Annotated in this window: 21 protein-coding genes; 12 read left to right on the top strand and 9 right to left on the bottom strand. The window is 65.4% G+C overall.

Translation table 11 applies throughout. From position 1 onward, the window contains the following. Positions 1-193 precede the first annotated feature (193 nt). From THIMADRAFT_RS18570 to THIMADRAFT_RS18590, 5 genes are all read right to left on the bottom strand, one after another. Positions 194-391 carry a CPXCG motif-containing cysteine-rich protein gene (locus THIMADRAFT_RS18570; protein WP_007194633.1) on the bottom strand — a complete coding sequence of 66 codons (198 nt, stop codon included), beginning with the start codon at positions 389-391 and terminating at the stop codon, positions 194-196. Continuing rightward, on the bottom strand, positions 378-1868 hold the full coding sequence (zwf, locus tag THIMADRAFT_RS18575; protein WP_050799624.1) for a glucose-6-phosphate dehydrogenase: 1491 nt from the start codon (positions 1866-1868) through the stop codon (positions 378-380). The genes THIMADRAFT_RS18570 and zwf overlap by 14 nt, the downstream gene beginning before the upstream one ends. Positions 1869-2136: 268 nt before the next feature. Then, the gene (gnd, locus tag THIMADRAFT_RS18580; RefSeq protein WP_007194635.1) at positions 2137-3153 is read right to left on the bottom strand and encodes a phosphogluconate dehydrogenase (NAD(+)-dependent, decarboxylating); all 1017 of its coding nucleotides are present in this window, start codon (positions 3151-3153) and stop codon (positions 2137-2139) included. Between the two features lie 120 nt (positions 3154-3273). Beyond that, positions 3274-5352, bottom strand: coding sequence for a glycogen debranching protein GlgX (gene glgX / locus THIMADRAFT_RS18585; protein WP_007194636.1), 2079 nt, complete (start codon positions 5350-5352; stop codon positions 3274-3276). Positions 5353-5498: 146 nt separating this feature from the next. Continuing rightward, complete coding sequence (locus THIMADRAFT_RS18590; protein WP_007194637.1) at positions 5499-5963, bottom strand: hypothetical protein; 465 nt, start codon at positions 5961-5963, stop codon at positions 5499-5501. 303 nt (positions 5964-6266) lie between these two features. Here THIMADRAFT_RS18590 and THIMADRAFT_RS24950 point away from each other — a divergent pair, with 303 nt between their 5' ends. The 4 genes from THIMADRAFT_RS24950 (at position 6267) to THIMADRAFT_RS18610 (ending at position 12386) form a co-directional block, all read left to right on the top strand. Then, positions 6267-8783 carry a DUF2868 domain-containing protein gene (locus THIMADRAFT_RS24950; RefSeq protein ID WP_007194638.1) on the top strand — a complete coding sequence of 839 codons (2517 nt, stop codon included), beginning with the start codon at positions 6267-6269 and terminating at the stop codon, positions 8781-8783. Further along, positions 8783-10216 carry a GTPase/DUF3482 domain-containing protein gene (locus tag THIMADRAFT_RS18600; RefSeq protein WP_007194639.1) on the top strand — a complete coding sequence of 478 codons (1434 nt, stop codon included), beginning with the start codon at positions 8783-8785 and terminating at the stop codon, positions 10214-10216. The genes THIMADRAFT_RS24950 and THIMADRAFT_RS18600 overlap by 1 nt, the downstream gene beginning before the upstream one ends. Positions 10217-10488: 272 nt before the next feature. Beyond that, positions 10489-11787 carry an adenosylmethionine--8-amino-7-oxononanoate transaminase gene (gene bioA / locus THIMADRAFT_RS18605; protein WP_007194640.1) on the top strand — a complete coding sequence of 433 codons (1299 nt, stop codon included), beginning with the start codon at positions 10489-10491 and terminating at the stop codon, positions 11785-11787. 242 nt (positions 11788-12029) lie between these two features. Then, positions 12030-12386 (top strand): hypothetical protein, encoded by a 357-nt coding sequence (locus tag THIMADRAFT_RS18610; protein WP_007194641.1) that lies wholly within the window; start codon positions 12030-12032, stop codon positions 12384-12386. A gap of 127 nt (positions 12387-12513) precedes the next feature. On the opposite strand, the gene THIMADRAFT_RS18615 is transcribed toward THIMADRAFT_RS18610, so the two are convergent. The 3 genes from THIMADRAFT_RS18615 to THIMADRAFT_RS18625 form a co-directional block, all read right to left on the bottom strand. Then, positions 12514-13005 (bottom strand): EVE domain-containing protein, encoded by a 492-nt coding sequence (locus THIMADRAFT_RS18615; protein ID WP_007194642.1) that lies wholly within the window; start codon positions 13003-13005, stop codon positions 12514-12516. Positions 13006-13230: 225 nt separating this feature from the next. Further along, a complete protein-coding gene (rsgA, locus tag THIMADRAFT_RS18620) occupies positions 13231-14244 on the bottom strand; it encodes a ribosome small subunit-dependent GTPase A (RefSeq protein WP_007194643.1) in 1014 nt (337 codons plus the stop codon). Between the two features lie 4 nt (positions 14245-14248). Continuing rightward, positions 14249-14542 carry a c-type cytochrome gene (locus THIMADRAFT_RS18625; RefSeq protein ID WP_007194644.1) on the bottom strand — a complete coding sequence of 98 codons (294 nt, stop codon included), beginning with the start codon at positions 14540-14542 and terminating at the stop codon, positions 14249-14251. Positions 14543-14749: 207 nt separating this feature from the next. On the opposite strand from THIMADRAFT_RS18625, the gene orn reads away from it, so the two are divergent. Next, entirely contained in the window at positions 14750-15298 is a 549-nt protein-coding gene (gene orn, locus THIMADRAFT_RS18630) for an oligoribonuclease (RefSeq protein ID WP_007194645.1), read from the top strand. 80 nt (positions 15299-15378) lie between these two features. On the opposite strand, the gene queG is transcribed toward orn, so the two are convergent. Beyond that, positions 15379-16425: a tRNA epoxyqueuosine(34) reductase QueG gene (gene queG / locus THIMADRAFT_RS18635; RefSeq protein WP_007194646.1), complete on the bottom strand. Its 1047-nt coding sequence runs from the start codon at positions 16423-16425 to the stop codon at positions 15379-15381. A 252-nt stretch (positions 16426-16677) separates the two neighbouring features. Here queG and THIMADRAFT_RS18640 point away from each other — a divergent pair, with 252 nt between their 5' ends. The 7 genes from THIMADRAFT_RS18640 to hflX all read left to right on the top strand — a co-directional run bounded on the left by THIMADRAFT_RS18640 (position 16678) and on the right by hflX (position 25327). After that, positions 16678-18189, top strand: coding sequence for a bifunctional ADP-dependent NAD(P)H-hydrate dehydratase/NAD(P)H-hydrate epimerase (locus tag THIMADRAFT_RS18640; protein ID WP_040732280.1), 1512 nt, complete (start codon positions 16678-16680; stop codon positions 18187-18189). Next, entirely contained in the window at positions 18189-18698 is a 510-nt protein-coding gene (gene tsaE, locus THIMADRAFT_RS18645) for a tRNA (adenosine(37)-N6)-threonylcarbamoyltransferase complex ATPase subunit type 1 TsaE (protein WP_007194648.1), read from the top strand. Before THIMADRAFT_RS18640 ends, tsaE begins: the two co-directional genes overlap by 1 nt. A 76-nt stretch (positions 18699-18774) precedes the next feature. Next, a complete protein-coding gene (locus tag THIMADRAFT_RS18650; RefSeq protein WP_007194649.1) occupies positions 18775-20139 on the top strand; it encodes an N-acetylmuramoyl-L-alanine amidase in 1365 nt (454 codons plus the stop codon). Between the two features lie 244 nt (positions 20140-20383). Further along, the gene (gene mutL / locus THIMADRAFT_RS18655; RefSeq protein WP_040732285.1) at positions 20384-22222 is read left to right on the top strand and encodes a DNA mismatch repair endonuclease MutL; all 1839 of its coding nucleotides are present in this window, start codon (positions 20384-20386) and stop codon (positions 22220-22222) included. A 92-nt stretch (positions 22223-22314) separates the two neighbouring features. Continuing rightward, on the top strand, positions 22315-23238 hold the full coding sequence (miaA, locus tag THIMADRAFT_RS18660) for a tRNA (adenosine(37)-N6)-dimethylallyltransferase MiaA (RefSeq protein WP_040732414.1): 924 nt from the start codon (positions 22315-22317) through the stop codon (positions 23236-23238). 491 nt (positions 23239-23729) lie between these two features. After that, positions 23730-23981 (top strand): RNA chaperone Hfq, encoded by a 252-nt coding sequence (gene hfq / locus THIMADRAFT_RS18665; RefSeq protein ID WP_007194652.1) that lies wholly within the window; start codon positions 23730-23732, stop codon positions 23979-23981. Positions 23982-24040: 59 nt separating this feature from the next. Beyond that, positions 24041-25327, top strand: coding sequence for a ribosome rescue GTPase HflX (hflX, locus tag THIMADRAFT_RS18670; protein WP_007194653.1), 1287 nt, complete (start codon positions 24041-24043; stop codon positions 25325-25327). The last annotated feature ends 166 nt before the right edge of the window (positions 25328-25493 follow it).

Below are 25493 nucleotides of genomic sequence, written 5' to 3' on the forward strand. Positions count from 1 at the left end.
GGGTGGACGAGCGAGAGCGAAGTCCACCGAACCCCGCGCTGGCGCTGGTGGACTGCGCCGTGCTTGTCCACCCTACGGCGACCTGGCCGGGTTCATGATCAAGCATTAAGGCGCCTTGAGACGATCGGATCGCGCATGGGCGACCAGCTCGCAGCCGGGATGGGCAAGCGACCGTGCCGCCGTCCGCAGGGTGTCAATCGCCGTCACGCTCCAGGGTGATGACCAGGTCGTCTTCCAGGTCCGGGTCCATGGCGACCTGGACGACGATCGGTGCGCAGCAGACCTGGCAGTCTTCAATGTAGGTCTGGGGAACGGCGCTCAGGTCGATCGTGAGCTCGATCGGGGCGTCGCACCAGGGACAACGGGCGTCGCGGGCCTCAAGTGGATTCATCGGGGGTCGTAATCCGCCGCCAGAGGCGCCCGTCGTTTTTGAGCAGATCGCCCGCCGCGGCCGGGCCCCAGGTCCCGGCGGCATAGTTGGGGAAGTCGCGGGGCGGCATGGCCGCCCAGACGTCCTGGACCGATTCGACGATCTCCCAGCCTTTCTCGACCGTGTCGGCATGTTTGAAGAGCGTGGCGTCGCCGTTCATGCAATCGTAGATGAGTGTCTCGTAACCCGTTGCCGGGGCATTACCGAAGTAGTCGGCGTAGCAGAAATCCATGTTGACCGTGCCCACACGCATCCGCGGCCCCGGGATCTTCGCCCCGAAGCTCATCTGAATGCCTTCGTTCGGCTGGATGCGCAGCACCAGCATGTCCGGGTTCATCTGGGCGGTGTCGGCGTCCTTAAACATGATCTTGGGTGCGCGCTTGAACTGGATGACGACCTCCGTGTATTGCGCCGTCAAGCGTTTGCCGGTGCGCAGATAGAAGGGCACGCCGGCCCAGCGCCAGTTGTCCATCGTCAGCTTGAGTGCGGCGAAGGTCTCCGTACGGGAGTTTGGATCGACGCCTGGAGAAGATCGGTAGGCGGGCACCTTCTCGCCGTTCGGCATCACGCCCTCGCCGTATTGCCCCCGCACTGCATTGGTGAGGACCTGCTCGGGCGTCAAGGGATGGACGGCGTCGAGGACCTTGTTGATCTCGTCGCGCACGGCTTGAGAGTCGAACGAGTTGGGTGGCTCCATCCCGAGAAAACCGAGCAGAACCAAGAGGTGGTTGGGGATCATGTCGCGCAAGGCGCCGGCCGTGTCGTAGTAGGGGCCGCGATGCTCCACGCCGACGGATTCGGCCACGGTGATCTGGACGTGATCGATGTGTTGGCGATTCCAGAGCGGCTCGATGAATCCGTTGGAAAACCGAAAGACCATGATGTTCTGAACGGTTTCTTTGCCTAAATAGTGGTCGATCCGGTAGATCTGGTCCTCGTCCAGGGTCTCGTGGAGCATCCGGTTGAGCGCTTTGGCGCTGTCCAGATCAATCCCGAAGGGCTTCTCGATGATCACCCGCCGCCAGTCGTTCTCGCTCTCCGCCGTCAGCCCGACGGCGCCGAGCAGGCGTGTGATGTCGCCGAAGAGCGAAGGGGGGACAGCGAGGTAGAAGAGATAGTTTCCGTCCGTTCCGCGCTCGGCGTCGATTCCGGACAAACGCTCGCAGAGCGCGATATAGGTCGCCTCCTCCGTAATGTTGCCTGTCATGTAGTGAAGACGCTCGCATAAGCGCGACCAAGTCTCTGCATCCCAAGCGTTTCCGACGTTCCGCTTCACCTCCTCGCCCATCATCGACTGAAAGGTCGCGTCATCCATCTCCATGCGGTCCAACCCGACGACCGCGAAGGTCTCGGGGAGCAGGTTTCCGTGGCACAGATGGAAGAGCGCGGGGATCAGCTTGCGCTTGGTCAGATCGCCCGCGGCACCGAAGATGATCATGGCGTTCGGCGGGGCGGGCGGTGTCGTTTCGGCGGTCAAGCGCTGCGTAGGCAAGGGAGCTCTCCTTTTTGTTCCTCAAGTTAAACCGCGTCCGGAGCGAGATACTCATTTTCGAGCGATCTCGACCTTTAGGCGTCCAAAAGCCTTAGCAGTGACGCGGTTTAAAATATAAATGCTTTAAGATCTTAGACCGCGTCGACTCCAGCGCTCGTGAAGTCCGCCGGGGCTGACCCCACCCAAAAACGTCGCATACCCCGCCGGGCGCGGTCTAACGTTCGGGCTTCTCGTGATGACCGCCGAACTGGTAGCGCATCGCCGAGAGGATCTGATTGGCGAAATCCGCCTCGCCGCGCGAGCTGAAGCGCTCGAAGAGCGCCGTCGTGAGCAGCGGGGCAGGTGTTCCGGTCTCGATCGCGGCGAGGCAGGTCCAGCGGCCCTCGCCCGAGTCCGAGACCCGACCGCCGAACCCTTCGAGCTGCGGGTCTGCACGCAGCGCCGTGGCCGTCAGGTCCAGGAGCCAGGAGGCGACCACGCTGCCACGACGCCAGACCTCGGCGACCTCGCCGACGTCGATACTGTATTGATAATGCTCGGGATTAGCCAGCGGCGCGGTCTCGGCATCCACCGTGTGCTCGTTCAGCCCGACCCCTGCGTGCTTGAGGATGTTGAAGCCCTCCGCATAGGCGGCCATCAGCGCATACTCGATGCCGTTGTGGACCATCTTCACGAAGTGACCCGCACCGTTGGGGCCGCAGTGCAGATAGCCTTGCTCGGAGCGACTGAAGTCGCCGCTGCGACCCGCCGTGCGCTCGATCTCGCCCGGGCCGGGCGAGAGGGCGGCGAAGACGGGATCGAGCCGCTCGACCGCCTCGTCCTCCCCGCCGATCATCAGGCAATAGCCCCGCTCCAGACCCCAGACGCCTCCGCTGGTCCCGCAGTCGACGAAGTGGATCCCCTTCGGTGCGAGGCGCTTCGCGTGGGCGATATCGTCGCGGTAGTTCGAGTTGCCGCCGTCGATGATGGTGTCGCCGGCGGCGAGATGCGGGATCAGGTCGTCGATGACGCGGTCCACGACGGCCGCCGGGACCATGATCCAGACGTTGCGCGGTGCTTCGAGCTTGGCGCAGAGATCGGCCATATCCTTCGCGCCGACGGCGCCTTCGGCGACCAGCGCCGCGACGGCGGCGGGATCCCGATCATAGACGACACACCGATGGCCGGCGCGCATGAGACGGAGCACCATGTTGGCGCCCATTCGGCCGAGCCCGATCATAGCGAGTTGCATGAGGCGTTTCCCCTGTTGGCGGCTGGAGGGTCGGAGATTAAACCGCGCTCGGCGCGGGTTGCGGTATTCGTGGATGGGGTCGACCCCGGCAGAATGAACAACCGTTTGAGTCGGCGCGGTTTAAGCGGCGCGGCCTTCGAGCACCATCAGGCTGCGCTCTGCGACCCGGATCCGCAACCCGGGTGACGGACTCGGATCGGCTCGATCCAGGATCGAGGGCTCGCGGTCGGTGTCGATCGCGACAGTCCAGGACCATCCCGGGATCGGTGGAACCGCGAACTCCAACGGAGCCTTGCCCATGTTGAGCATGATGTGCAACGGCGGCTCCTCGGCGGTAATTCCGGCAAGGGTGAAGGCCAAGGATTGCGCCGCGGGGTCGTCCCACTCCGGTGAGCCGAGTCCGACCCCGTGCCAGGTGATATCCGGCAAGGTCTGGCCGTTTGCGGGCTCGCCGGTCAAGAACCGGCTGCGATGCAGTGTCGGGTGGCGTTGACGAAACGCGATCATACCCCGAACGAAGTCGTGCATCCCGCAGTTGTCCTCGAGCTGGGTCCAGTCGAACCAGGAGATGACGTTGTTCTGGCAGTAACTGTTGTTGTTGCCCTGTTTGCTCTGCAGCACCTCGTCGCCGGACCGCAACATGGGCACGCCTTGGCTCAGCATTAAAATGGCGATGAAGTTACGGGCCTGGCGTCGACGCAGCGCCAGGATCGCCGGATCGCCGGTTGGACCTTCGACACCGCAGTTCCAACTCAGATTGTCGTTGTGTCCGTCGCGATTGTCCTCGCCGTTGGCCTCGTTGTGCTTATGGTTGTAGCTCACCAGGTCCCAGAGGGTGAAGCCGTCGTGGCACGTAATGAAGTTGATGGAGTTGCTCGGCATCCGTCCACGGCTTTGATACATGTCGCTCGAGCCGGTCATGCGGGTTGCCACCTCGGCGACCAGGCCGGAATCGCCCTTCACGAAGCTGCGCATCAGATCGCGATAGCGTCCGTTCCATTCCGCCCACCGAAAGCCGGGGAAGTCGCCGACCTGATACAGGCCGGCCGCGTCCCAGGCCTCGGCGATGATGTGCGAACGACCGAGCGCGGGCGACAGCTCGGTCGCCCAGAGGATCGGCGCGTGATATTGCGGGTGGCCGTCCTCGCCGCGCGCCAGGGCGCTGGCCAGATCGAAACGAAAGCCGTCGACATGCATCTGCCGCACCCAGTAGAGCAGGGCATCGATGAGAAAGCGCGTCACGATCGGATGGTTGCAGTTCACCGTGTTGCCGCACCCGGTGTAGTCGCGATAGAGGCGTCGATCGGAGAAATCCAGGTGATAGAAGACCTCGTTGCCGATCCCTTTGAAGCTGATTGTCGGTCCGTCGGCCCCGCCCTCGGCCGTGTGGTTGAAGACGACATCCAGGATCACGCCGATGCCGGCGCGGTGCAAGGCCTTGACCAGATCGCGGAACTCGTCGCGCGCGCGCGAAGGCTCGAGCGCGAAGCCGGGATGCGGAGCGAAGAAACTGTGTGTGCTGTAGCCCCAGTAGTTTTCCAAGCCCATCGCCGCGGTCTTCGGCGGGACGTCTTGGGGGTCGAAGGCCATGATCGGCATCAGCTCGACATGGGTGATTCCGAGGTCCTGTAGATAAGGGATCTTCTCGATCACGGCACCGAAGGTGCCGGGGTGCGCGACCCCGGACGACGGATGGCGCGTAAAGCCGCCGGCGTGCATCTCGTAGATGACGGCCGCGTTCAGCGGGATGTGCAGGGGCGTGTCGCCCTCCCAGTCGTAGCGGTCGCGCACCACTTGCGCACGGATCGCGGTGGCGACATTGTCGCCGGGGCGAGCGGCGATCTCGCGGTTCCACAGGCGGTCGTCGACGGTGACGGCCCAGGGGTCGAGCAGTGCCTTCTCGCCATCGATTCGACACCCGATCTCGCGGGTGTCGCAGTGACCGTGGATGCGCCAGTTGTAGAAGATTCCCTCGTCTAGACCCTCGACGAAGATGTGCCAGAAGAAGAAGGTTCGATTCACCTGCAGATCCAGCGCGATGATCTCGTAGGGCTCGGGACTGGCGTGCGTCTCGAAGAGCAGCAGCTCGATCTCTTCCGCATAGCGCGAGAAGATACAGAAGTTGACCCCGACGTCCGTTGCACTGGCCCCGGCATGGTCCCAGTTGCCGGGTCGAATCGAGTGTCTCGCTTTCGCCATCCGCGTTCTCCTGACGTGGGGCCATCGGGACGTCCGCCGGATCGAATGATACCGATCGGCACTTAAACCGCGCCGGCTCCAGCGCTCGCTTAGTCTGCCGGGGCCGATCCCATCCAAAAAACATCGTCTATCGCATCGGGCGCGGTTCAACGCCGATCGCTGCCGGGGATCATCTGCTGAATCACGCCCATCGGGTTGACCGCGGGGATCTGGTCGCCGCCGCCGACGATGCCCGAGAGGCGCTCCATGCCGACGCGCATACGCCCCATGTCATCGGCGATGGCCGGCAAGGTGGCGACCTGCTCGCGCATGCCGGAGACGTCTCGGGCGAGCGAGCTCATGTCCTCGCGCATCCGGCCCATGTCGGCCGACATGGATGACATCTCGCCAGCCATCAGCGCGACGCTTGCCGACATGTCGTGCATCAGCTTGACCATGTACAGAAATGCGACGCCGGCGACGAGCGCGGCGGCGAGGATCGCGAGACGCGGCAGGGCAGGGCTTGAATCGCGCGTCATGGCATGCTCCGAGGAATCACCGAGGATCCCGATGATGACATGTCCGGGGATCCGATTGCACGAGCGCAGAATGGATCGTTCGACGGACCCCATCGGATCTCGAGGCGAATTCGCGGCTCCCGAGGCGTCCGCACCGATCGCGGGTGTATGCTTGCCTGTCGATGCCGTAAACGTGAATTGAAAGCCGGACTGTGGGATATTTCAAGCGCCGGTCGGTCGCCGTTGTGCTCGCCCCAAGTCGACCCGACCGAGAACAATAACGCACGAGGCGCGTCCGAGCCCTTCGCCACGCTCGGTGCGTCGACCCGGCGGGCGGCGGCGGGCCGCCGATGCGACCATCGAAGGGTGCCTGAACAGCACCGAGGGACCAGCACCGAGGAGTCTTGACGCATCCCTATGGAATTCAGACATCATCCGACCGATTCGAGCAAGGTCCAGGCTGCGCCCGATGACGCGCGCGATTGGACAGTCGCCGATCTGATCGACTTCGAATACTACTTGGATGCCGACGAGCGCGAGCTGCGCGAGCATCCGTCGGCGCGCAAGCGCCTCGCCGAGCGCGATCGCTCGCTCTATCTCGACGCGATCGCGCCCGAGATCGGCGATCAGCCGCCGCATACCCCGGCGCATCGGCGTCTCAGCCTGCGCCGCTGGCTGGCGGACCGCCGCAATGCGGAGCGCCCCGAGATGCGCGGTATCCTGCCGGGTGCGGCGTTCGGGAGCGCCGAGCGCCTGGTCACCCTGTTGCTTGCGATCCTCGGAGTCCTCGCCGGGATCGGCGTTGCCTCCGCGCTGCTCAGCTACGACGGAACCCGCCCGGTCAGCGTCTCCTGGTATCTTTTTCTGCTCGTCATGGTGCAGTTTCTGCTGGCGGCCTCGGTCGCGACGGCCCTGGCACTGCGTAAGGCCCGTGGTCGAGGCGCCGCTGCGCCGCCCGGCCTCCTCACGCACGTCGTACGCCCGCTCGTCGCCAAGGCCGCGAGCTGGCTTCAGCGCCAACGGATCGGTCATGCCGCGGCCGAGATCCAGGATCAGGCGCGCGCTCGGCAGGGGCTGCTCAAGTCACAATACGCCGTCTACGGTCCGGTCTCCTATCTGCCCTTGTTGATCCCGGCCCAGATCTTCGGGGTTGCGTTCAACGTCGGCGTCATCGTGACGACCATCCTTTTGGAATGGTTCACCGATCTGGCCTTCGGCTGGGGTTCGACGCTGAACGTCCATCCCCAAACGATCTTCGACATGACCCGATTGATCGCGCTGCCCTGGAGTTGGCTGCTCGGCGAGGGTGTCGGCTACCCGAGCCTCGAGCAGGTGGCCGGCTCGCGCATCTTCCTCGAGCACTGGGCAAGCGCCACGCCGACGCTTAAACCGGATCCGGCGCATCTGCGATCCTGGGGCTCCTTCCTGGTCCTGGCCGTGACGACTTACGGGCTTCTGCCCAGGCTGATGCTTTGGGGCGGGTCTGTCTTGGCTCGGCGCCTGATTCTCTCCCGCCTGTCTTTCACCCACAGCCGCACCCAGGCGCTCTATGCCCGCATGCTCTCGCCGCGCCTCGAGACGACGCCGAGCGGGGAACGCGCGGGCGGCGAGCGAGGCACCGAGATGCCGATTCCGGCCGCATCGAGCGCGCGCAGGACCCGCACCTCGGGGACGGACGGCTCGGTCGAGCCGGCGCCGCCGACATCGGCGCGCCCGTGGCGCAATGCGCTGGTTCGGCGTGTCGAGCCGGGGGGCGAGGCGCCGCCGGTGCCCCCGCCCGGCGTTGCCCCCCCTGTCGATACTCCGAAACCGACTCCCGCGCCGGCTCCCCGCGCGGAGCCCGAGCAGCGACCGGCGCAGCCGCGCGAGGACGAGGGGTCCTCGCGGCTTGCGGAAGAAACCGGAGCGGTTGTTGCCGAGGGTGGTGTCGAAGCGCCCGCACCCGGCAGGACCGAGCATGTGACCATGCCGTCGGTTCTCCAGCCCGAGCCGGAACCCGAGCCCGAATCGCCGGCGGTGCCGGCAGAGCCTGCGCCTGCTGCGCCGGTCATCCCCGAGCCCGCACCGGAACCCGAACCGACCCCTGTCCGTGATCGACCGGCATCCGATCCTGCAGAGCCGGCGGTCCCTCCGCGGTCGGTTGCTCGGCTCGAGCCCCGGCCGTGTGCCGAGCCGAAGACGGATGAGACCGCGCAAAGGCCTGCCGAGGCGGAAGCTCGTCCGGTCGAGCGACCTGCTGCGCCCGCGATCCCTGCGACGCCCCCAGCCAAGCCGAAAGAGGCGAAGGCACCACCCGCCGTTTCGAAGGAAACGAAGCTGAAGGGCCCAGAAAAGCCGCCGGCTAAGCCGCCTTCGCAACCCTCGCCTCGGGCGAAGCTCTCGGAGACACCGACACATCCCTCCGCGCCGGTTCCGTCACAGGCGGCCGTTGTTGCTCCGACACCGCCGACGTCGTTGCCCGCGCAAGGCATTCGTTTTGCTCCGGACGCCTGTCTGCTTTTGCTTCACGTCGACGTCGACGACATCCTCGAAGCCGAGGACCGCCCGCGTCTGGAGCAGATGCTGATGCACCTCACCGGGTGGCAGGTTGCGGCGACGGCGACCGTCGGCGCCGGCACCGCGATGACCGACGAGGCGCTCGGCATCCTGGAGCGCGGCGACTGGCAGGCACCGCCGCCCCGGGTCGTCGTGGTCGAGGACGGCTCTCAGCCCCCGATCACGGAGAGCCTGCGCTTCCTGCGCGAGCTGCGCGCCGCGGCTGGGGCCCACGCTCAGATCCTACTCGCCTTGGTCGGCGATCCGACCGACGATGATCGTCTGCCGCCGATGCGTCCCTTCGACTATACGGATTGGCAGCGCAAGATCGATCAGATGGCCGACCCTTATCTGCGACTAGAGATGCTTGCGCCGCCTCACGAGGATGGAGACGACTGATGTCCGGGAAGATTCCAAGACTGGCGATCATGGGGCACCCGAATGCCGGAAAGTCCTCCGTGGTTGCGACCCTCACCGAAAACGATCTGATTCAGATCGATAAACGCGCGGGTACGACGATCGAATCCAACGTCTACCCGGTCATCATCGACGGACGGCCGGTGATCGAATTTATCGATACCCCCGGCTTTCAGAATCCCAACGCGATCCTCGAATGGTTTCAGGCCCAGAGCGGCAAACGCGATCTGGCGCGGGCGTTCGTGGCCGCCCATCGGACGGATCCCCTCTTCACGCACGACTGCGAGCTCCTCGAGCCGGTTGCCGAGGGTGCCGCCATCATCCTGGTGGTCGACGGCTCAAAACGCATCAAGGAAAAGGATCGGGTCGAGATCGAGCTGTTGCGGCTGACCGCACGCCCGCGCATGGCGATTCTGAACAACCTGACCAACAACACGCGCTATATGACCCAGTGGCGCGATGCGCTCTGCAAGGCGTTCAACTCGGTGCGTGACTTCAACGCCCATCGCGCCACCTATGCAGAGCGCGTGCGATTGCTTCAGGCGCTCAAGAGCATCGATCAGCGCTGGGAGCCGCTCGTCGAGGAGGCCATCCATGCGTTCGAGCACGACTGGAACCGGCGTACCGATCAGGCCGTGACCACGATCCTGGATCTGCTCAAGGAGTCGCTCACCTTCAAGGCATCAAAGACGGTCAAGGAGAGCAAGCTGGTCTTTCAGAGCGGACGGGATCGGGTGAAGGACGACGTGATGGCGGCATTCGAGAACGGGCTGCGCCAGCTCGAGGTGAAGGCGCAGGAGCAGATCCGTGCGAATTTTCGCCACCATGTCTGGCACATGCCCCCGGATTCGATCCTCGGCAAGGATCTGCTCTCCGAGGACGTGAATCAGGCGCTGGGGCTCTCCAAACGCCAGCTTGCCTTGGTCGGAATGGCGGCGGGTGCGGCTTCGGGCGCGACCATCGACATCTCGACGGCCGGGCATACCTTCGGTGCCGGCGCCCTGATCGGTGCGGCGACCGGCGGCGTCCTGGGATTCGTCGGCAGCAAGGCGCTGGCCAAGCTCGACATCGAGCGAGCCCCGGGAACGCAGCGTTTTACTGCCGGTCCGGTGCACAACCCACGCTTTCCCTTCGTCCTTCTGGATCGCATCGTGCTGTACAGCGCGCGGGCCATGAACTGGTCGCACGGTCGTCAGGCCGCGGAGGAAGATGCGTCCGATAAGGTCCCCGACAAGGAGATCCGCCGGGCCGGATTTACCGAGGAGCTGCCCGCCGCACAGCAGCGCGATCTGGCGCGATTCTTCAACGCCGCCAGAAAGGGCAAATCCGAGCGCGAGGAGGAGTGTCGCGCCATCATCAGCGACATTCTGCACGGACTGGCGGTGAGCGAGATCGACAGTCGTGCGGATCTTTAAACCGCGCCCGGTGCGGTATGCGTCATTTGGTGGATGGCTTGGCCGCGCCGGCTCCGACGACGGTCGGAGCCGGCGCGGTTTAAAGGATTAAAAATCTTAAATTCTAAACCGCGTCTCACTGGGATCAAGGATATCTCCGAAGCTAAATGAACAATGAAAACTACGCATGTCGCTCTGGACGCGGTTTAAACCGCGTTACGACAAAGATCGGAAAGATCCTTGAGTCCGACACAAGATGACAATGACGCATTTCACGCTGGACGCGGTTTAGGATGAAGGAAGACGAGCTGATCCGGATCGACCGGGCCCACGCCTGGCATCCCTACACCTCGACGATCGATCGCGATCCGGTCTATGCGGTGCGCTCGGCGTCGGGCTGTCGGATCCGGCTCATGGACGGACGCGAGCTGATCGACGGCATGTCCTCCTGGTGGTGCGCCATCCACGGCTACAACCATCCGGTCTTGAATCAGGCGGCGCGCGATCAGCTCGACGCCATGTCGCACATCATGTTCGGCGGGCTCACCCACGAGCCGGCTGTGCGCCTGATCGACACCCTGGTGACCCTGACCCCGGAGCCGCTGCAGCACGTCTTTCTCTGCGACTCGGGATCGGTCTCGGTGGAGGTCGCCATCAAGATGGCCATCCAATACCAGCAGGCCGCCGGACGACCCGAGCGGCATCGGCTCATGACGATCCGCTCTGGCTATCACGGGGATACCCAAGGGGCCATGTCGGTCTGCGATCCCGTGACCGGGATGCACCATCTCTTCAGCCGCGTGTTGCCCGAGCAGATCTTCGCACCGGCGCCCGCGTGCCGATTCGGCGAGCCCTGCCGGCCCGAGCAGATCGCCGAGTTTGCGGATTTGATCGAACGTCATCACGCCGAGCTGGCCGCGGTGATTCTCGAGCCGATCGTGCAGGGTGCCGGGGGCATGCGGTTCTACAGCGCGGACTATCTGGCCGAGGTTCGCCGTCTCTGCGATCGATTCGAGGTGCTCTTGATCGCCGACGAGATCGCGACCGGGTTCGGGCGTACCGGGGCGCTCTTCGCCTGCGAACATGCCGGTATCTCACCGGACATCCTGACACTCGGCAAGGCCCTGACAGGCGGCTATCTCACGCTGGCGGCGACGCTCGCGACCGATCGGGTCGCGCGGACCATTTCCTCGGGCGATCCCGGCGTCTTCATGCACGGCCCGACCTTCATGGGCAATCCGCTTGCCTGCGCCATCGCCAATGCCAGCATCGATCTCCTGCTCGCCTCCGACTGGCGAGCCAACATCGCGCGGATCGAGCGTGGTCTGACTGCCGGACTGGCGAGCTGCCGGGACCTTCCGGGCGTCGCCGATGTGCGCGTGCTCGGCGCGATCGGCGTGGTCGAAATGCGCACGCCCGTGTCCATGCGCGAGATCCAGCGCCGTTTCGTCGCGCGCGGGGTCTGGGTGCGCCCGTTCGGCCGGCTTGTTTATCTGATGCCGCCCTACGTCATCGGCGAGGAGGAGCTTGCAACACTCTGCGCATCGGTCGTCTCCGTCCTCGGCGAGATGGCGGCGGAGTTATCTGGATAGGGCATTACGGCAGATGTGTCGATATCGTTCGTTGTCGTTGTCGTATCGTTGGTCGATTACGACAACGACAACGACAACGAACTTGATTTCGGATGGTCTAGGAATCGCGGCACCGCTTCAATAGACGCCCGGAGAACGGACGGAGGCTTGTTGCTTCGGCCTGCGTTACCGCACAAACGTCCCCACATGCAGTGCAGGGCGATAAAACCGCCCCCGATTCGACATGTTTCAGGAGCCGTCCCATGCAAGAGCGCCCCGTCATCAAGACCGCCATCCCGAAACGCCGCTATCAGGTCGGCAGCCACAGCGCCTCGCTGCTCGGCGAGATCGAGAGCGGCGACGGTCGTCACTACCGCCATATCCTCGCCTTCGTGCCCCAAGGGCAACGCGAGCCGGTCTTTTATGTCTGCGCCGAGCCGAGTCCGGCCGCCGAACGAGACCAAGGGGCCTATCGCCTGCGCATCGTCGGGGAGATCATGTCCGAGGTCGTCGACACCGACGACCGGTGGGGCGATGCGGATGTCTTCTCCGAGCAGGCACTCAAGCTGGGCCAGCAGGCGCTCGGGCTGCAGCAGACCTCCGTCGTGCGACTGATGTGACCCGGGCAAACGCCCTCGGGGTCCATGCGCACCGCGTTGATCACATGCCGGGCAGTGCCCGCGTTCACCGACATCTGCGGCCGGCGGACTCAGAGGGTTTCGACCTTCCTGGGCCTCTCCTCCTCGACTAAGGCCCGACGTCGGCGTCGGCGTCGGACTCGAGGCCGAGGATGAAGTCCCATTGCTCGGGTGTGACCGGCATGACGGAGAGCCGATTGCCGTTGCGCACGAGCGGAAAACCGGCGAGGGCGCCCTCGGCATGCGTCTTGAGCTCGGCGAGCGAGATCGTGCGCTTCAGGTGGCGCACGTATCGGACATCGACCAGATACCAGCGGGGCTTCTCCGGATCGCTCTTGGGGTCGAAGTATTTCGCCTCGGGATCGAAGGCGGTACTGTCCGGATAGGCCTCGCTCGCCACCTCGGCGATCCCGACCACGCCGGGCACCGCGCAGTTGGAGTGATAGAAGAGGATTCGATCACCCGCACGCATGCCATCGCGCATCATATTGCGGGCCTGGTAGTTGCGGACCCCGTCCCAGGGCTCGGTCCCCTCCGGTCGTGCGGCCAGGTCGTCGAGACCGAAGGCGTCCGGTTCGGATTTCATCAGCCAGTAGTTCATCCTGTCGTGTCCTGATTCGGCATCGCGTGACGGGGCTTAAACCGCGTCCAGAGCGAGATGCTCACTTTCGCGTGAGTTCGACGTTTGGTGCATCCGCAGCTTGTAGCGGAGCGCGGTTCAAAACCATCCATTTTTTAATCTCTTAAACCGCGCGGGCTCCAGCGGTCGTCAAATCAGCCGGGGCCGACCCCACCCAAAAACATCGCATACCGCACCGGGCGCGGTTTAAGTGCGTGCCTGCTCCGTTTCGGCGAGCAGATGTTTGAAGTTGGCGAGCCGCCGCGGATCGATCAGGCCCTCCGAGACGGCGTGGTGGATTGCGCAGTCGGGCTCTTGGTCGTGTCGGCAGTCGGCGAACCGGCAGTGTCCGATGTAGGGGCGGAGCTCGCGAAAGCCTTGCTGCAAGACGTCGCGCTCGAGCGGACCTGTGCGGAAGCTGCGCACGCCGGGCGAGTCGATCAAGGCGCCGTCGTCGGCCAAGCGATAGCAGGTCGCCGCCGAGGTGGTATGGCGCCCCAACCCCGTAGCCTTGGAGAGTCGACCGATCTGGATCTCGCGATCCGGCAGCAGGGCCTTCACCAAGGAAGATTTTCCGACGCCGGATTGACCCACCAGAATGCTGGTTTGACCGCGGAGGTGATCAATCAGAGCCACCAGGGTCTCCGGCGTGCGCAGACTGGCCCAGAGGAGGGGATATCCGATGGTCGCGTAATAGGCGAAGCGCTCCTGAAAGGCCGCGCGATCGTCCGTGTCGAGCAGGTCCATTTTATTCGCCAGGATGATGGCCTCGACACCCATGGCCTCCGCCGCGACCAAATACTGATCGATCAGATAGTCGCTCGGCTCGGGTCGCGGCGCGATCAGGATCACCAGACGTGTCAGGTTGGCCGCCAAGGGCTTGTCGCGACCGCCGAAGTCCGGACGACTCAGCACCGTGTGCCGCGGCAGGATGGCCGTGACGACACCTTGATGATTCGCGGTGCGTTGCCAGACCACGCGATCCCCGCAGACCGGATGACCGATGTTCTGACGCGATAGGCAATGGGTGATGTCGCCTTCGACGTCCTCGACCGCCAGATTCGCGCCGTGGCGAACCACCACCCGGCCTTCCAGTGGAAGCGGCTCGCCTTCGATCTCCGACAAGGCGATGTCGATGCGCGAGGCGAGGCGCTGGCGGCGGCGGTCCTGGATGGTTTGGATCCGCTCGATCTGGCGCCCCGAGAGCCGCCGTTTCGTCACCGGCTCAGCGCTCGAACTGGTAGAAGTGATGGTTCAGATAGGCGGCCACGTCCTTGATGTCTTCATCGAACCAGCGCAGCCCGAGCGCGGTCTCGCAGCGTTGGACCTGCCGCTCGAGTCCGTCGGGCGAGGTGACCATGCGTCCGTCGCGCGTATAGATCTCGCTGCCGTGGCAGCTGAGACAGTTCTCTTCGTACAGCGACTCGGCGTTCTCGCTCGGTTGAGTCTGAGCGCTGACCGAGCCGAGGCCGAGAAGCACGGCCGTGCCCGCGCCGAGAAGGATGGACTGGATCTTCATGGATGGGACTCCGGAGGGTTGTTGGAAAACGACAGGGCGATCTCGGTCGTCCGGGGCATCGTGCCCGATTCCGGCAATGTCCAGCCGGGGAGCTGCAAGGGTCGCCAGCAGGCGATAACGCCGCTACCCTAGCCGATCATGGTGTCGACCGCCGAATTTGACCAGGCGGGCGGCTCACCCGTTCACGGATCGCAGGAGAGCAGGCATTTGACCAAGAACGAGAATAATCTGATCTGGCTCGATCTCGAGATGACGGGGCTCGACCCCGCGACCGATCGTATCCTCGAGATCGCCACCATGATCACCGACAGCGATCTTCGCATCCTGGCCGAGGGTCCCGTCGTTGCGATCCATCAGCCCGAGGCCGTTCTTGCCGGCATGGACGCGTGGAATCGCGACCATCACGGCCGCTCCGGCCTGCTCGATCGGGTGCGCGCGAGCACGCAAAGCGTGTCCGACGCCGAATCGGCGACGCTGCGCTTCCTCGCGGATGTCGTCCCGCCGGGCGCCTCGCCCTTGTGCGGAAACAGCATCTGTCAGGACCGCCGCTTCCTCGCGCTCTGGATGCCGAAGCTCGAGGCCTATTGCCACTATCGCAATCTGGACGTGAGCACGCTGAAGATCCTCGCGCAACGCTGGGCGCCCGACGTTGCGAGCGCGTTCAAGAAAGAGTCGCGACACTTGGCCCTCGACGACATCCGCGAGTCCATCGAGGAGCTCAAGCATTATCGCACGCATCTTTTGCGGGAGCTTTAAACCGCGCCCGGTGTTGTATGCGTGATGTGTTGACATGGTTCGGCCGCCTCAGCTCCGGTGACTGTCGAAGCTGGTGCGGTTTAACCGACCCGCTCCAGCGCCCAGCCGACATGCTCCCGAACCAGGGCCTGCGGATGGTCTGCACGGCTGACCAGGGCTTGTTTGACCTCGGGCGACGCCGGGGCGTTGCCGAGGGCGACGGCGATATTGCGCAGCCAACGGATGTGGCCGATGCGACGGATTGCGGAGCCTTGCGTCCGGTCGAGAAAGGTCGTCTCGTCCCAGCCGAAGAGCTCGACGAGCGAGGCCGTATCCAGTCCTTGGCGCGCCTGAAAATCAGGCTCGACGGCGAGCCGTGCGAAGCGATTCCAGGGACAGACCAATTGGCAGTCGTCGCAGCCGTAGATGCGGTTGCCCATCAGGGGGCGCAGCGGCTCGGGGATGGTGCCGGCATGCTCGATCGTCAGGTACGAGATGCACAAGCGGGCATCCAGCTCGTAGGGTGCGACGATCGCGCGGGTCGGACAGACATCGATGCAGGCCCGACAGCGGCCGCAGTGATCGGTCAGCGGGGTGTCGATCGGCAACGCGAGATCGGTGTAGATTTCGCCGAGAAAGAACCATGAGCCGGCCTTGGGGTGGATGAGGTTGGTGTGCTTGCCGATCCAGCCGAGTCCGGCCTTCTCGGCCAGCGGTTTCTCGAGCACGGGTGCGGAGTCGACGAAGACCCGGTAGCCGAAGGGGCCGATTTCGGCGAGGATATGCTCGGCGAGGCGCTGTAGCCGCCGTCTGAGCAGCTTGTGATAGTCGCGACCCAGCGCGTAACGCGAGATAAAGGCGCGCGGCGGATCCTCGAGCGCGGTCTGCATCGCCCGGTGCGACTCGGGCAGATAGTCCATCCGCACCGAGATCACCCGGACCGTGCCGGGCACCAGGTCCGCGGGGCGCGAGCGTTTGACGCCATGGCGGGCCATGTAGTCCATGGTGCCCTGACGGCCCTCGGCGAGCCAGGCCAGCAGACGCGACTCGGCCGACGCCAGATCGGTGTCGGTGATCCCGACCTGCTGGAAGCCGAGCTCCAGACCCCGGTGCTTGATGCGGGCGACAAGCTCTGCGGGCGGTATCATTCGAGGTCGTCGTGTCTCGGCGATTGCGGATTCCGGCAAGAATAGACCGCATTCGAAGCCGACTCGAACGCTTTGTTCGGGAACGGCGCCGTCGACTCAACCCATCGAGCATATCGGGAGCCATGAACGCCGAGCGCCTCACGATACCCTGCCTCATCGACGCGACCCGTCTTCGGAGTCATGTGTCTCGCGTCGTCTGCGATCGATTCCGTGCTGGAGTCTCGAATGCCATCCCCGCCGCGGATTAATCCGATGCCCGACAGCGATCGACTGCCGCATGCGCTCTATCGCGCCGAGCAGGTGCGCAACCTCGACCGGTGCGCGATCGAGCGGCACGGCATCCCGGGCATCGAGCTGATGAACCGGGCCGGCGAGGTCGCCTATCGAGCCCTGCGCAAACGCTGGCCGGACGCGCGTGACCTCACCGTTCTGGTCGGTGTCGGCAACAACGGCGGCGACGGCTATGTGATCGCGCGCTTGGCACGGGCCGAGGGTCTATCCGTGCGCCTGTTGCAGCTCGGGGATCCGCAACGCATCACGGGCGATGCGGCCCTCAGTCGCGCCGGCTGGCGCGACGCGGGCGGGACGATCGAGCCCTATCGTGGATTGCCGCGGCGATCGGATGTCCTGGTCGATGCCGTCTTCGGGACCGGGCTGGAACGTCCGGTCGAGGGGCTCTGGGCCGAGGCCATTCAAGCACTCGACAGCCAGCGCGCGCCGGTGTTGGCCGTCGACATTCCCTCCGGTCTACATGCCGATACCGGGCAGGTCATGGGCGTGGCGGTGCGCGCGGATCTCACCGTCAGCTTCATCGGACTCAAGCAAGGTCTCTTCATCGGGGCCGGGCCGGAGTACTGCGGCGAGATCCGCTTCAGCGCGCTGGCGGTCCCGGCCATGGTCTATTCCAGCGAGGTGGCCTCGGCGCGGCGCATCGACTGGGATCAGCAATCGGGGCGTTTCGGGCGACGCCCCCGCACCGCGCACAAGGGCACCTTCGGACACCTGTTGGTGATCGGCGGCGCACCCGGAATGTCCGGCGCCGTGCGCCTCGCCGGCGAGGCCGCGTTCCGGGCCGGCGCCGGATCGGTCACGATCGCGACGCATCCGGCACATGCCGCTTGGCTGAACCTCTCGCGCCCCGAGCTGATGGTCTCGGCGGTCGAGACGTCGGCGGACCTCGCCCCCCTGATGGCACGGGCCGATGTCGTCGCGATCGGCCCCGGGCTGGGTCGCGAGGCGTGGGGCCGCGATCTCGCGGAGCATGTCCTTGGCCTCGACAGGCCGATGGTCGTCGATGCCGACGCCCTGAATCTCCTCGCCGAGGCGCCGCGGTCGGGGCCGGATTGGGTGCTGACGCCGCATCCGGGGGAGGCGGCACGCCTGCTCGGGACCGGCGTCGCTGCGATCGAGCAGGATCGTCCGGCCGCCGTGCACGCGCTGCAGGGACGCTACGGCGGTGTCGTCGTCCTGAAAGGCGCCGGGACGCTGATCGGGAGCGAGCCTTTACGCCCGCTTGCGGTCTGCAGCGACGGCAACCCCGGGATGGCCACCGCCGGTTCCGGGGATGTACTCACCGGGATCATCGGCGCCTTGCGCGCTCAGGGTCTCGATGCGGAGGACGCCGCTTGCGCCGGCGTTTGTCTGCACGCGGCCGCCGGGGATCGGGCCGCGCGGACGGGCGAGCGCGGGCTCGTTGCGGGCGATATCGTCGCCGCCCTACGCCCGGTGGCCAACCGAGTGCCCGCTGGGCGGGAGGAATCATGATGGAGCAACGGCTGCCCGATCCCGATGCACAGCTGGCCTTCGGAGCACGGCTCGCCGCGCTCTTGCCGCCGCGACTGATCGTCTACCTCGAGGGCGACCTGGGGACCGGAAAGACGACCCTCACCCGCGGCATTCTCGCGGGACTCGGTCATCGCGGCGCCGTGCGCAGCCCGACCTACACCCTGCTCGAACCCTACGAGATCGGGGAGAGGCGTCTCAATCACCTGGATCTCTATCGCCTCGGAGATCCGCAGGAGCTCGAGTATCTGGGCCTGCGCGACCTGCTCGCCGAGGATGCGGTCTGGATGGTGGAGTGGCCCGAACGCGGTCTCGGGATGTTGCCGTCGCCCGACCTGGTGATCGCGATCGAATACGCCGCCGCCGGCCGTCGCCTGCTTCTCTCGGCCCGAACGCCGTCTGGCGAGTCCGTGCTCGAGGGGTTGGTCGGTCTCGGTTGCGCGGACTCGGCGAGCTGCGCATCTCCTGAGAAGTCGGATGTAATCCAATGATGCAACGTGGAAAGCCGTTTCTCGGCATGCTATCTTTCAACGTACGATCGATCGGATCGGGAGCAACCGGAAGGCCGTGCGTGTGAACAGGCTGATCTCGCCGCTTCTTTTTTTGATGCTGCTCGCTGTTTCGGCGCAGGCCGTCTACGCGGAGCAGGCATCGGTGCAGGGTACGCGGGTCTGGACCGATCCGGAAAAGACCCGGTTGGTCTTCGAGACCTCCTCGGCGATCACCCACCGGATCTTTCCGCTGGACGAGCCCGATCGTCTCGTCATCGACCTCGACGATGCACGCATGCAGAGCAATCTGCCGAAGGTCGACCTCGGCGACCCCGTGCTGGTCGGCCTGCGCGGCGGGGTGAGGGGCAGCTCACACCTGCGTATCGTCCTGGATCTCAAGCAAGCTGTCAGGGCCAAGAGCTTTACACTGAGCCCGAACGAGCGCTACGGACATCGGCTGATCATCGACCTGACACCGAAGAATGGTTCGAGCGTGCGGCGTGTCGCGCTTCCATCGTTTCCGAATTCGGCGGTTCGCAAGAGCGGGGCGCGTCGGGCTGACGGTCCTACGATCGTCGTCGCGATCGACGCCGGTCACGGCGGCGAGGATCCCGGTGCCATCGGTGCCGCGGGAACCCTGGAGAAGGACGTCACCCTTGCGATCGCGCGCGAGCTCGCCAAGCTCGTCGAGCGCGAGCCGGGTCTCGAGGCGCTGCTGATCCGCGACGGCGATTATTACGTCGGGCTGCAGGAACGCATCGCGATCGCGCGCGAGCGTCGCGCCGATCTCTTCGTGTCGATCCATGCCGATGCCTTTACCAACGCGACTGCGAGAGGCTCGTCGGTCTACACGCTGTCCTTCAGCGGGGCGAGCAGCGAGGCGGCGAAATGGCTGGCGAGTCGCGAGAACAGCGCGGATCTGATCGGCGGCGTCGATCTCGCGACCAACGATGACCTGCTGGCGACGGTGCTGATGGATATGACGCAGAACGCGACCATCGAGCACAGCACCGAGGCCGCGGCCATGGTTCTCGCCAATCTCGGTCGGTTGGGCGTGGTCCATCGCGGCGACGTGCAGCGAGCGGGGTTTGCCGTTCTCAAGGCGCCGGACGTGCCTTCGGTCCTGGTCGAGGTCGCCTTCATCAGCAACCCCGAAGAAGAGAAGCGACTGCGTGATCGCGGCCATCAGCGGGAGCTCGCCGAGGCGATTATGGCCGGCGTGTCGGGGTACTTCCGCAAGTATCCGCCTCACGGGATGCTCGTCGATGCCTCGTCGCAGGGCGGTGCAGGCGCGCGCGAATACGTCATCGGTCCGGGCGATACCCTCTCCGGGATTGCCAAGCGGCACAGCGTGAGCATCTCGGCCCTGCGCGCCCGCAACGGTCTGAACGACGACATGATCCGGGTAGGGCAAGTGCTGGCGATTCCGGAGGATTCCTGAGGCCGGTTGCGCCGAGTCTTCAGCCGCCTGCCTCCAGCCGTCAGCCGTCAGCCGTCAGTCGTCAGCCTCGCGCTGCAGGCGACGGGCGTGCCGCACCTGTTCGGCATAAGGGCGATTCCCCTGCGGTTACACAGCGTCCGACCTCGACCGTACGTGCGTTCGGAGTCGTGCTGTGCTGATAGCAGGCGGCAGGAGGCAGGAGGCTCCCCTTGCCCGCGCCCCGCGCTTCTGTTCCCATCCGTGCATGTCCAGACCGATCCGGATCCTCTCCAGTCATCTCGTCAATCAGATCGCCGCGGGCGAGGTTGTCGAGCGTCCGGCCGCGGTTGCCAAGGAGTTGATCGAGAACAGTCTCGACGCCGGGTGCACACGGGTGGAGATCGATGTGGAGCGCGGCGGCATCAAGCGGCTGCGCGTGCGCGACGACGGGCGCGGCATCCCGCCGGACGAGCTGGTCTTGGCGCTCTCGCGTCATGCCACCAGCAAGGTCGCCGAGTTGAGCGATCTGGAGGCGGTCGCGACCCTTGGGTTCCGCGGCGAGGCACTGCCGAGCATCGCCTCGGTGAGTCGGCTGCGTCTGATCTCGCGCAGCCGCGACGCGTCCACGGCCCTCGAGGTCACGGTCGGCAGCGACGGGGCCTTGGGGGAGCCGCGGCCGGCCGCACATCCGCCGGGGACCAGCGTGGATGTCCAGGATCTCTTCTACAACACCCCGGCACGCCGTAAGTTTCTGCGCACCGAAAAGACCGAGCTCGGCCATCTGGAGCAGGTGGTGCGGCGCATCGCCTTGGCGCGTCCGGAGATCGCCTTTCAGTTGCGCCACAACGGCAGAACAGTCTACGACCTGCCGGCCGCGGCCGACGCTGCGGGGCAACGCGCCCGTCTCGAGACCTTGCTCGGAAACGCCTTTGCCGAGCAGGCATTGACCCTGGACGAGGAGGCCATCGATCTGCGCCTGCGGGGTTGGGTCGTGCGGCCCGCGTTCTCCCGCAGTCAGGCCGATCAGCAGTTCTTCTACGTCAACGGACGCATGGTCCGCGACAAGCTGGTGAGCCATGCGGTGCGACAGGCCTTCAGCGACCTGCTCCATCACGGCCGGCATCCCGCCTATCTGTTGTTTCTCGAGCTGCCTGCGCGCATGGTCGACTGCAATGTTCATCCGGCCAAGCACGAGGTGCGTTTCCGGGAAGGCCGACAGGTGCACGACTTCATCTTTCGGGTGCTTCAGCGGCGTCTTTCGGCCGGGGTACTCGGCGAGCCGGTGCAAGTCGCCGAGACGCCGAGCACGTTTGCGCCGGGCTCGGCGCCGCGCGGGCACGAGGGGCCGCCGGCCCGTTTCGGGGGCGTTTCGGGCCCCACGCTGCATCTTCCCCTGAGCGTCGGCGACGGACGCGGCGGATATTCCGAACGCTTGCGTGCCGATCTGGCGTTTCAGCAGCCGCCCGCGGGAGCCGGGGACGACGGCACGCTCGAGCGCACAAGCCGCGAGGACGGACAGGCGCATCCGCTCGGTTACGCCGTTGCACAGATCAACGGGGTCTACCTTCTGGCCCAGACACCGGACGGTCTGATCATCGTCGACATCCATGCAGCCCACGAACGCATCGGCTACGAGCGGCTGAAGACGAGCTGGCGCTCCGGCGCCGTGATTCGCCAGCCGCTGTTGGTCCCGGTGCCCGTCTCGGTAGCCCCGCGCGAGGCCGAGCTGATCGCATCCCGGAGAGATGACCTGATCGCGGTGGGTCTGGTCATCGACCGTATCGATGCCGGTACCCTGGTGGTGCGCGAGGTCCCGGCATTGCTGCGGCAAGCCGATCACGAGGGCCTGGTGCGCGATCTTCTCGCGGATCTGGCCGTCCACGGCAGCAGTGCCCGACTCGACGAGGCCGTCAACGCGGTCCTCTCCACCATGGCCTGCCATGGCGCCGTGCGGGCCAATCGACGCCTGACCCTGGAGGAGATGAACGGATTGCTGCGCGACATGGAGCGTGTCGAGCGGATCGATCAATGCAATCACGGCCGTCCGACCTGGATCCGGGTGGGCTACGACGAGCTCGATCGCTGGTTCTCGCGCGGGCGCTGAGTCGGGATACCCATGTGACGGATTCATCCGAAGGCCCCGTGCACGCAGGATCGAGCGACGTGCCCGAGCAACGTCCCCTCGCGATCCTGCTCATGGGCCCGACCGCGTCCGGCAAGACGGATCTGGCCGTGGAGCTGGTGCAGCGCCTGCCGTGCGAGATCGTCAGCGTCGATTCTGCGATGGTGTATCGGGGCATGGATATCGGTACGGCCAAGCCGACGCCCGATGTGCTTGCCCGTGCGCCGCATCGCTTGATCGATATCCTGGATCCCGCCGAGGCCTACTCGACGGCGCGCTTTCGTGATGACGCCCTCGCGGCCATGGCGCAGATCAGCGCGCAGGGCCGGATCCCGCTCTTGGTCGGCGGCACCATGCTCTATTTCAAGGCGCTGCAACAGGGCTTGGCCCGACTTCCGAGCGCGGATCCGCTGCTCCGCCAAGCCTTGTCCGACGAGGCCGCCTTCATCGGCTGGTCCGCGATGCACGCGCGACTGAAGCGGCTGGACCCGCCCGCGGCGGCTCGGATCCACCCCAACGATCCGCAGCGCATTCAGCGTGCGTTGGAGATTCACGCCCTGACGGGCCGGTCGATGAGCGCACTGATCGCCTCGGCCGCCGAGAGCGCCGAGCTGCCGTATCGCCTCCTCAAATTGGTGCGCGCCCCGGCGGATCGCGACGTGCTGCGCGAGCGCATCGCATCGCGCTTCCGCACGATGCTGGAGCAAGGTCTGGTCGATGAGGTCGCGCGTCTGCGCGCACGCGGCGATCTCGCCGCGGACCTCCCGTCGATGCGTTCGGTCGGGTATCGTCAGGTCTGGAGCTATCTCGACGGCGCGCTCGATGCCGAGGCGATGTGCCTGAAAGGCATCGTTGCCTCCAGACAACTCGCCAAGCGCCAGCTCACCTGGCTGCGTGCCGAGACGGCGACCCATTGGCTCGCCGACGATCCGGATCCGCTCGACGCGGCACTGCGTCTGATCGGGATCGTGCGATCAACGTCGCCGCATCCGCGTTGACGCATTTCGATGCGAGTCTTCCGGGTTGAACGCCTGGCGCGTTCCGGTGTCTTCTACCCGTCGGTTTGATCGCGGCGCCGTCCGGCGTTGTCGTCGGATACATGGCACTCTACTTGCTAGCGTTTGTCGTCAACATCGTCAAGGTGTTGCGGCGACGATGCCGATGTGCTTTTTTGCTTCGACAAGGATCGGAGCGATGCGCGGTGGTCTGGTGAAAGTGCAGCTTTTCGACGACACTAAACCGCGTCCGGAGCGACCTGCGTCGTTTTCATCGTGCGTTTGGCTTCGGAGACATCCTCGATCCCGGTGAGACGCGGTTTAAACGAGGCTTTTTCGGCGGGTATGCCTGTCCCGGCTGCTGTCCCGCCTGCTCCATCCCCGGCTTGATCGGCAGCGATCACAGCCGGGCATTTTTGCCGGGCAACACCAGGCGACCACAACAATCGGGCGACCACCACAGTTGGGCGACCACAACAATAAGGAGTCACTCCATGTCTAAAGGCCAAAGCCTCCAAGACCCTTTTCTGAACGCCCTGAGGAAGGAACGCGTCCCCGTGTCCATCTTTCTGGTCAACGGGATCAAATTACAGGGCCAGATCGAGTCCTTCGATCAGTTCGTCGTGTTGTTGAAAAACAACGTCAGCCAGATGATTTACAAGCATGCGATATCGACCGTCGTGCCTGCGCGAAACGTCAAGCTCCCACCGGCCGAAGGGGCGCTGCCCGAGCCGGGCAACACATGATCGAGCTGAAGCGCTGATCGGCCCGCGTACGGACCTTCGTCGCCGCGAAGGAGGTTGCCGTGTTTGAACGCCCGAGCGCCGGCGAGCGCGCTGTTTTGGTGCACCTGGACATCGGCTCGACCGCCGAGCCCGACGAGCGCGAGGAGTTTCGACGCCTGGCGGTCGCCGCGGGCGCCGAGGTTGTCGGCACCCTGGGCGGATCGCGCTCGGCGCCCGATCCGAAGCTTTTCATCGGAACCGGCAAGTGCGACGAGCTGATCGCGCTGGTCGCGGGTACGGGAGCGGAGCTGGTGATCGTCAATCATCCGCTCTCGCCCGGCCAGGAGCGCAACCTCGAGCGCCTCGTGAAATGCCGGGTCGTGGATCGCTCCGGCCTGATTCTCGACATCTTCGCGCAGCGTGCGCGATCCTTCGAAGGCAAGCTGCAGGTCGAGCTTGCGCAGCTCAAGCACATGTCGACCCGGCTGGTGCGCGGATGGACCCACTTGGAGCGCCAGAAAGGCGGCATCGGCCTGCGTGGACCCGGCGAGACGCAGCTCGAGACCGACCGGCGGCTCCTTGCCAAGCGGATGACGGTGCTCGATCGGCGTCTGGACCGCATCCAGGTCCAGCGCGCCCAAGGGCGCAAGGCGCGGGACAAGGCCGAGCTGCCTGTGCTCTCGCTCGTGGGCTACACCAACGCGGGCAAGTCCACGCTCTTCAACCGCTTGACCGAGGCCGGTGTCTTTCAGGCCGATCAGCTCTTCGCGACATTGGATCCGACCTTGCGCCGCCTGACCCTTGCGGACGGTGGCCGGGTGCTCGTCGCCGACACGGTGGGCTTCGTCGGCCGGCTCCCGCATGAATTGGTGGCGGCGTTCCGCTCGACGCTCGAGGAGACGCGCAACGCTTCGCTCTTGCTCCATGTCGTGGAGGCCTCGGCGCCGCATCGGTCCCGTCTCGCGGCCGACGTGGAGCAGGTGCTCGCCGAGATCGGCAGCGACGAGATCCCGCGTCTGGAGGTCTACAACAAGGTCGATCTGCTCCCCGACGAGTCGCCGCGAATCGAACGGGATTCGGCCGGTTTCCCGAGCCGTGTCTGGTTGTCCGCGCACACGGGGGCGGGGGTCGATCTACTCCTTCAGGCGATCTCCGAGTGGTTGGGGCGCGACCGGATTCGCTGCTCGCTGGATCTCGAACCGGATGAAGGGCGCCTGCGTGCCTGGTTATTCGAGCATGCGCAGATCCTCTCGGACGTGCCCAAACCGGCCGGGGGATGGTCCATGGATCTCATCATCGGGCGACCGGATCGGGAGCGTCTCGCGGCCAGAAACACGCGGTTCTCGGAGGACAAAGAGGGTGTTTAAGGCTCGGCCCGATCGATCCCTTTCCCGGTACCCTCATGGCCGGCCGCGCCCGATCGCCCGACGCTGTTTGCCCTCGGCGCCTTGGTTCCCCTAGAATCCGTGATCTTGTCGATCGGGTCTCGATCGCGTCATCGCTTGATATCGTCGCGCTTCGTCGGCACTCTGA

Source organism: Thiocapsa marina 5811 (assembly GCF_000223985.1).
In the GTDB taxonomy this organism is placed as follows: Bacteria; Pseudomonadota; Gammaproteobacteria; order Chromatiales; family Chromatiaceae; genus Thiocapsa; species Thiocapsa marina.

What these genes read in the sequence shown, in the direction of transcription:
- THIMADRAFT_RS18570 (WP_007194633.1), bottom strand. Translation starts at nt 391, where the DNA reads ATGAATCCACTTGAGGCCCGCGACGCCCGTTGTCCCTGGTGCGACGCC.
- zwf (WP_050799624.1), bottom strand. Translation starts at nt 1,868, where the DNA reads ATGATCATCTTCGGTGCCGCGGGCGATCTGACCAAGCGCAAGCTGATC.
- gnd (WP_007194635.1), bottom strand. Translation starts at nt 3,153, where the DNA reads ATGCAACTCGCTATGATCGGGCTCGGCCGAATGGGCGCCAACATGGTG.
- glgX (WP_007194636.1), bottom strand. Translation starts at nt 5,352, where the DNA reads ATGGCGAAAGCGAGACACTCGATTCGACCCGGCAACTGGGACCATGCC.
- THIMADRAFT_RS18590 (WP_007194637.1), bottom strand. Translation starts at nt 5,963, where the DNA reads ATGGGGTCCGTCGAACGATCCATTCTGCGCTCGTGCAATCGGATCCCC.
- THIMADRAFT_RS24950 (WP_007194638.1), top strand. Translation starts at nt 6,267, where the DNA reads ATGGAATTCAGACATCATCCGACCGATTCGAGCAAGGTCCAGGCTGCG.
- THIMADRAFT_RS18600 (WP_007194639.1), top strand. Translation starts at nt 8,783, where the DNA reads ATGTCCGGGAAGATTCCAAGACTGGCGATCATGGGGCACCCGAATGCC.
- bioA (WP_007194640.1), top strand. Translation starts at nt 10,489, where the DNA reads ATGAAGGAAGACGAGCTGATCCGGATCGACCGGGCCCACGCCTGGCAT.
- THIMADRAFT_RS18610 (WP_007194641.1), top strand. Translation starts at nt 12,030, where the DNA reads ATGCAAGAGCGCCCCGTCATCAAGACCGCCATCCCGAAACGCCGCTAT.
- THIMADRAFT_RS18615 (WP_007194642.1), bottom strand. Translation starts at nt 13,005, where the DNA reads ATGAACTACTGGCTGATGAAATCCGAACCGGACGCCTTCGGTCTCGAC.
- THIMADRAFT_RS18625 (WP_007194644.1), bottom strand. Translation starts at nt 14,542, where the DNA reads ATGAAGATCCAGTCCATCCTTCTCGGCGCGGGCACGGCCGTGCTTCTC.
- queG (WP_007194646.1), bottom strand. Translation starts at nt 16,425, where the DNA reads ATGATACCGCCCGCAGAGCTTGTCGCCCGCATCAAGCACCGGGGTCTG.
- THIMADRAFT_RS18640 (WP_040732280.1), top strand. Translation starts at nt 16,678, where the DNA reads ATGCCCGACAGCGATCGACTGCCGCATGCGCTCTATCGCGCCGAGCAG.
- tsaE (WP_007194648.1), top strand. Translation starts at nt 18,189, where the DNA reads ATGGAGCAACGGCTGCCCGATCCCGATGCACAGCTGGCCTTCGGAGCA.
- mutL (WP_040732285.1), top strand. Translation starts at nt 20,384, where the DNA reads ATGTCCAGACCGATCCGGATCCTCTCCAGTCATCTCGTCAATCAGATC.
- miaA (WP_040732414.1), top strand. Translation starts at nt 22,315, where the DNA reads ATGGGCCCGACCGCGTCCGGCAAGACGGATCTGGCCGTGGAGCTGGTG.
- hfq (WP_007194652.1), top strand. Translation starts at nt 23,730, where the DNA reads ATGTCTAAAGGCCAAAGCCTCCAAGACCCTTTTCTGAACGCCCTGAGG.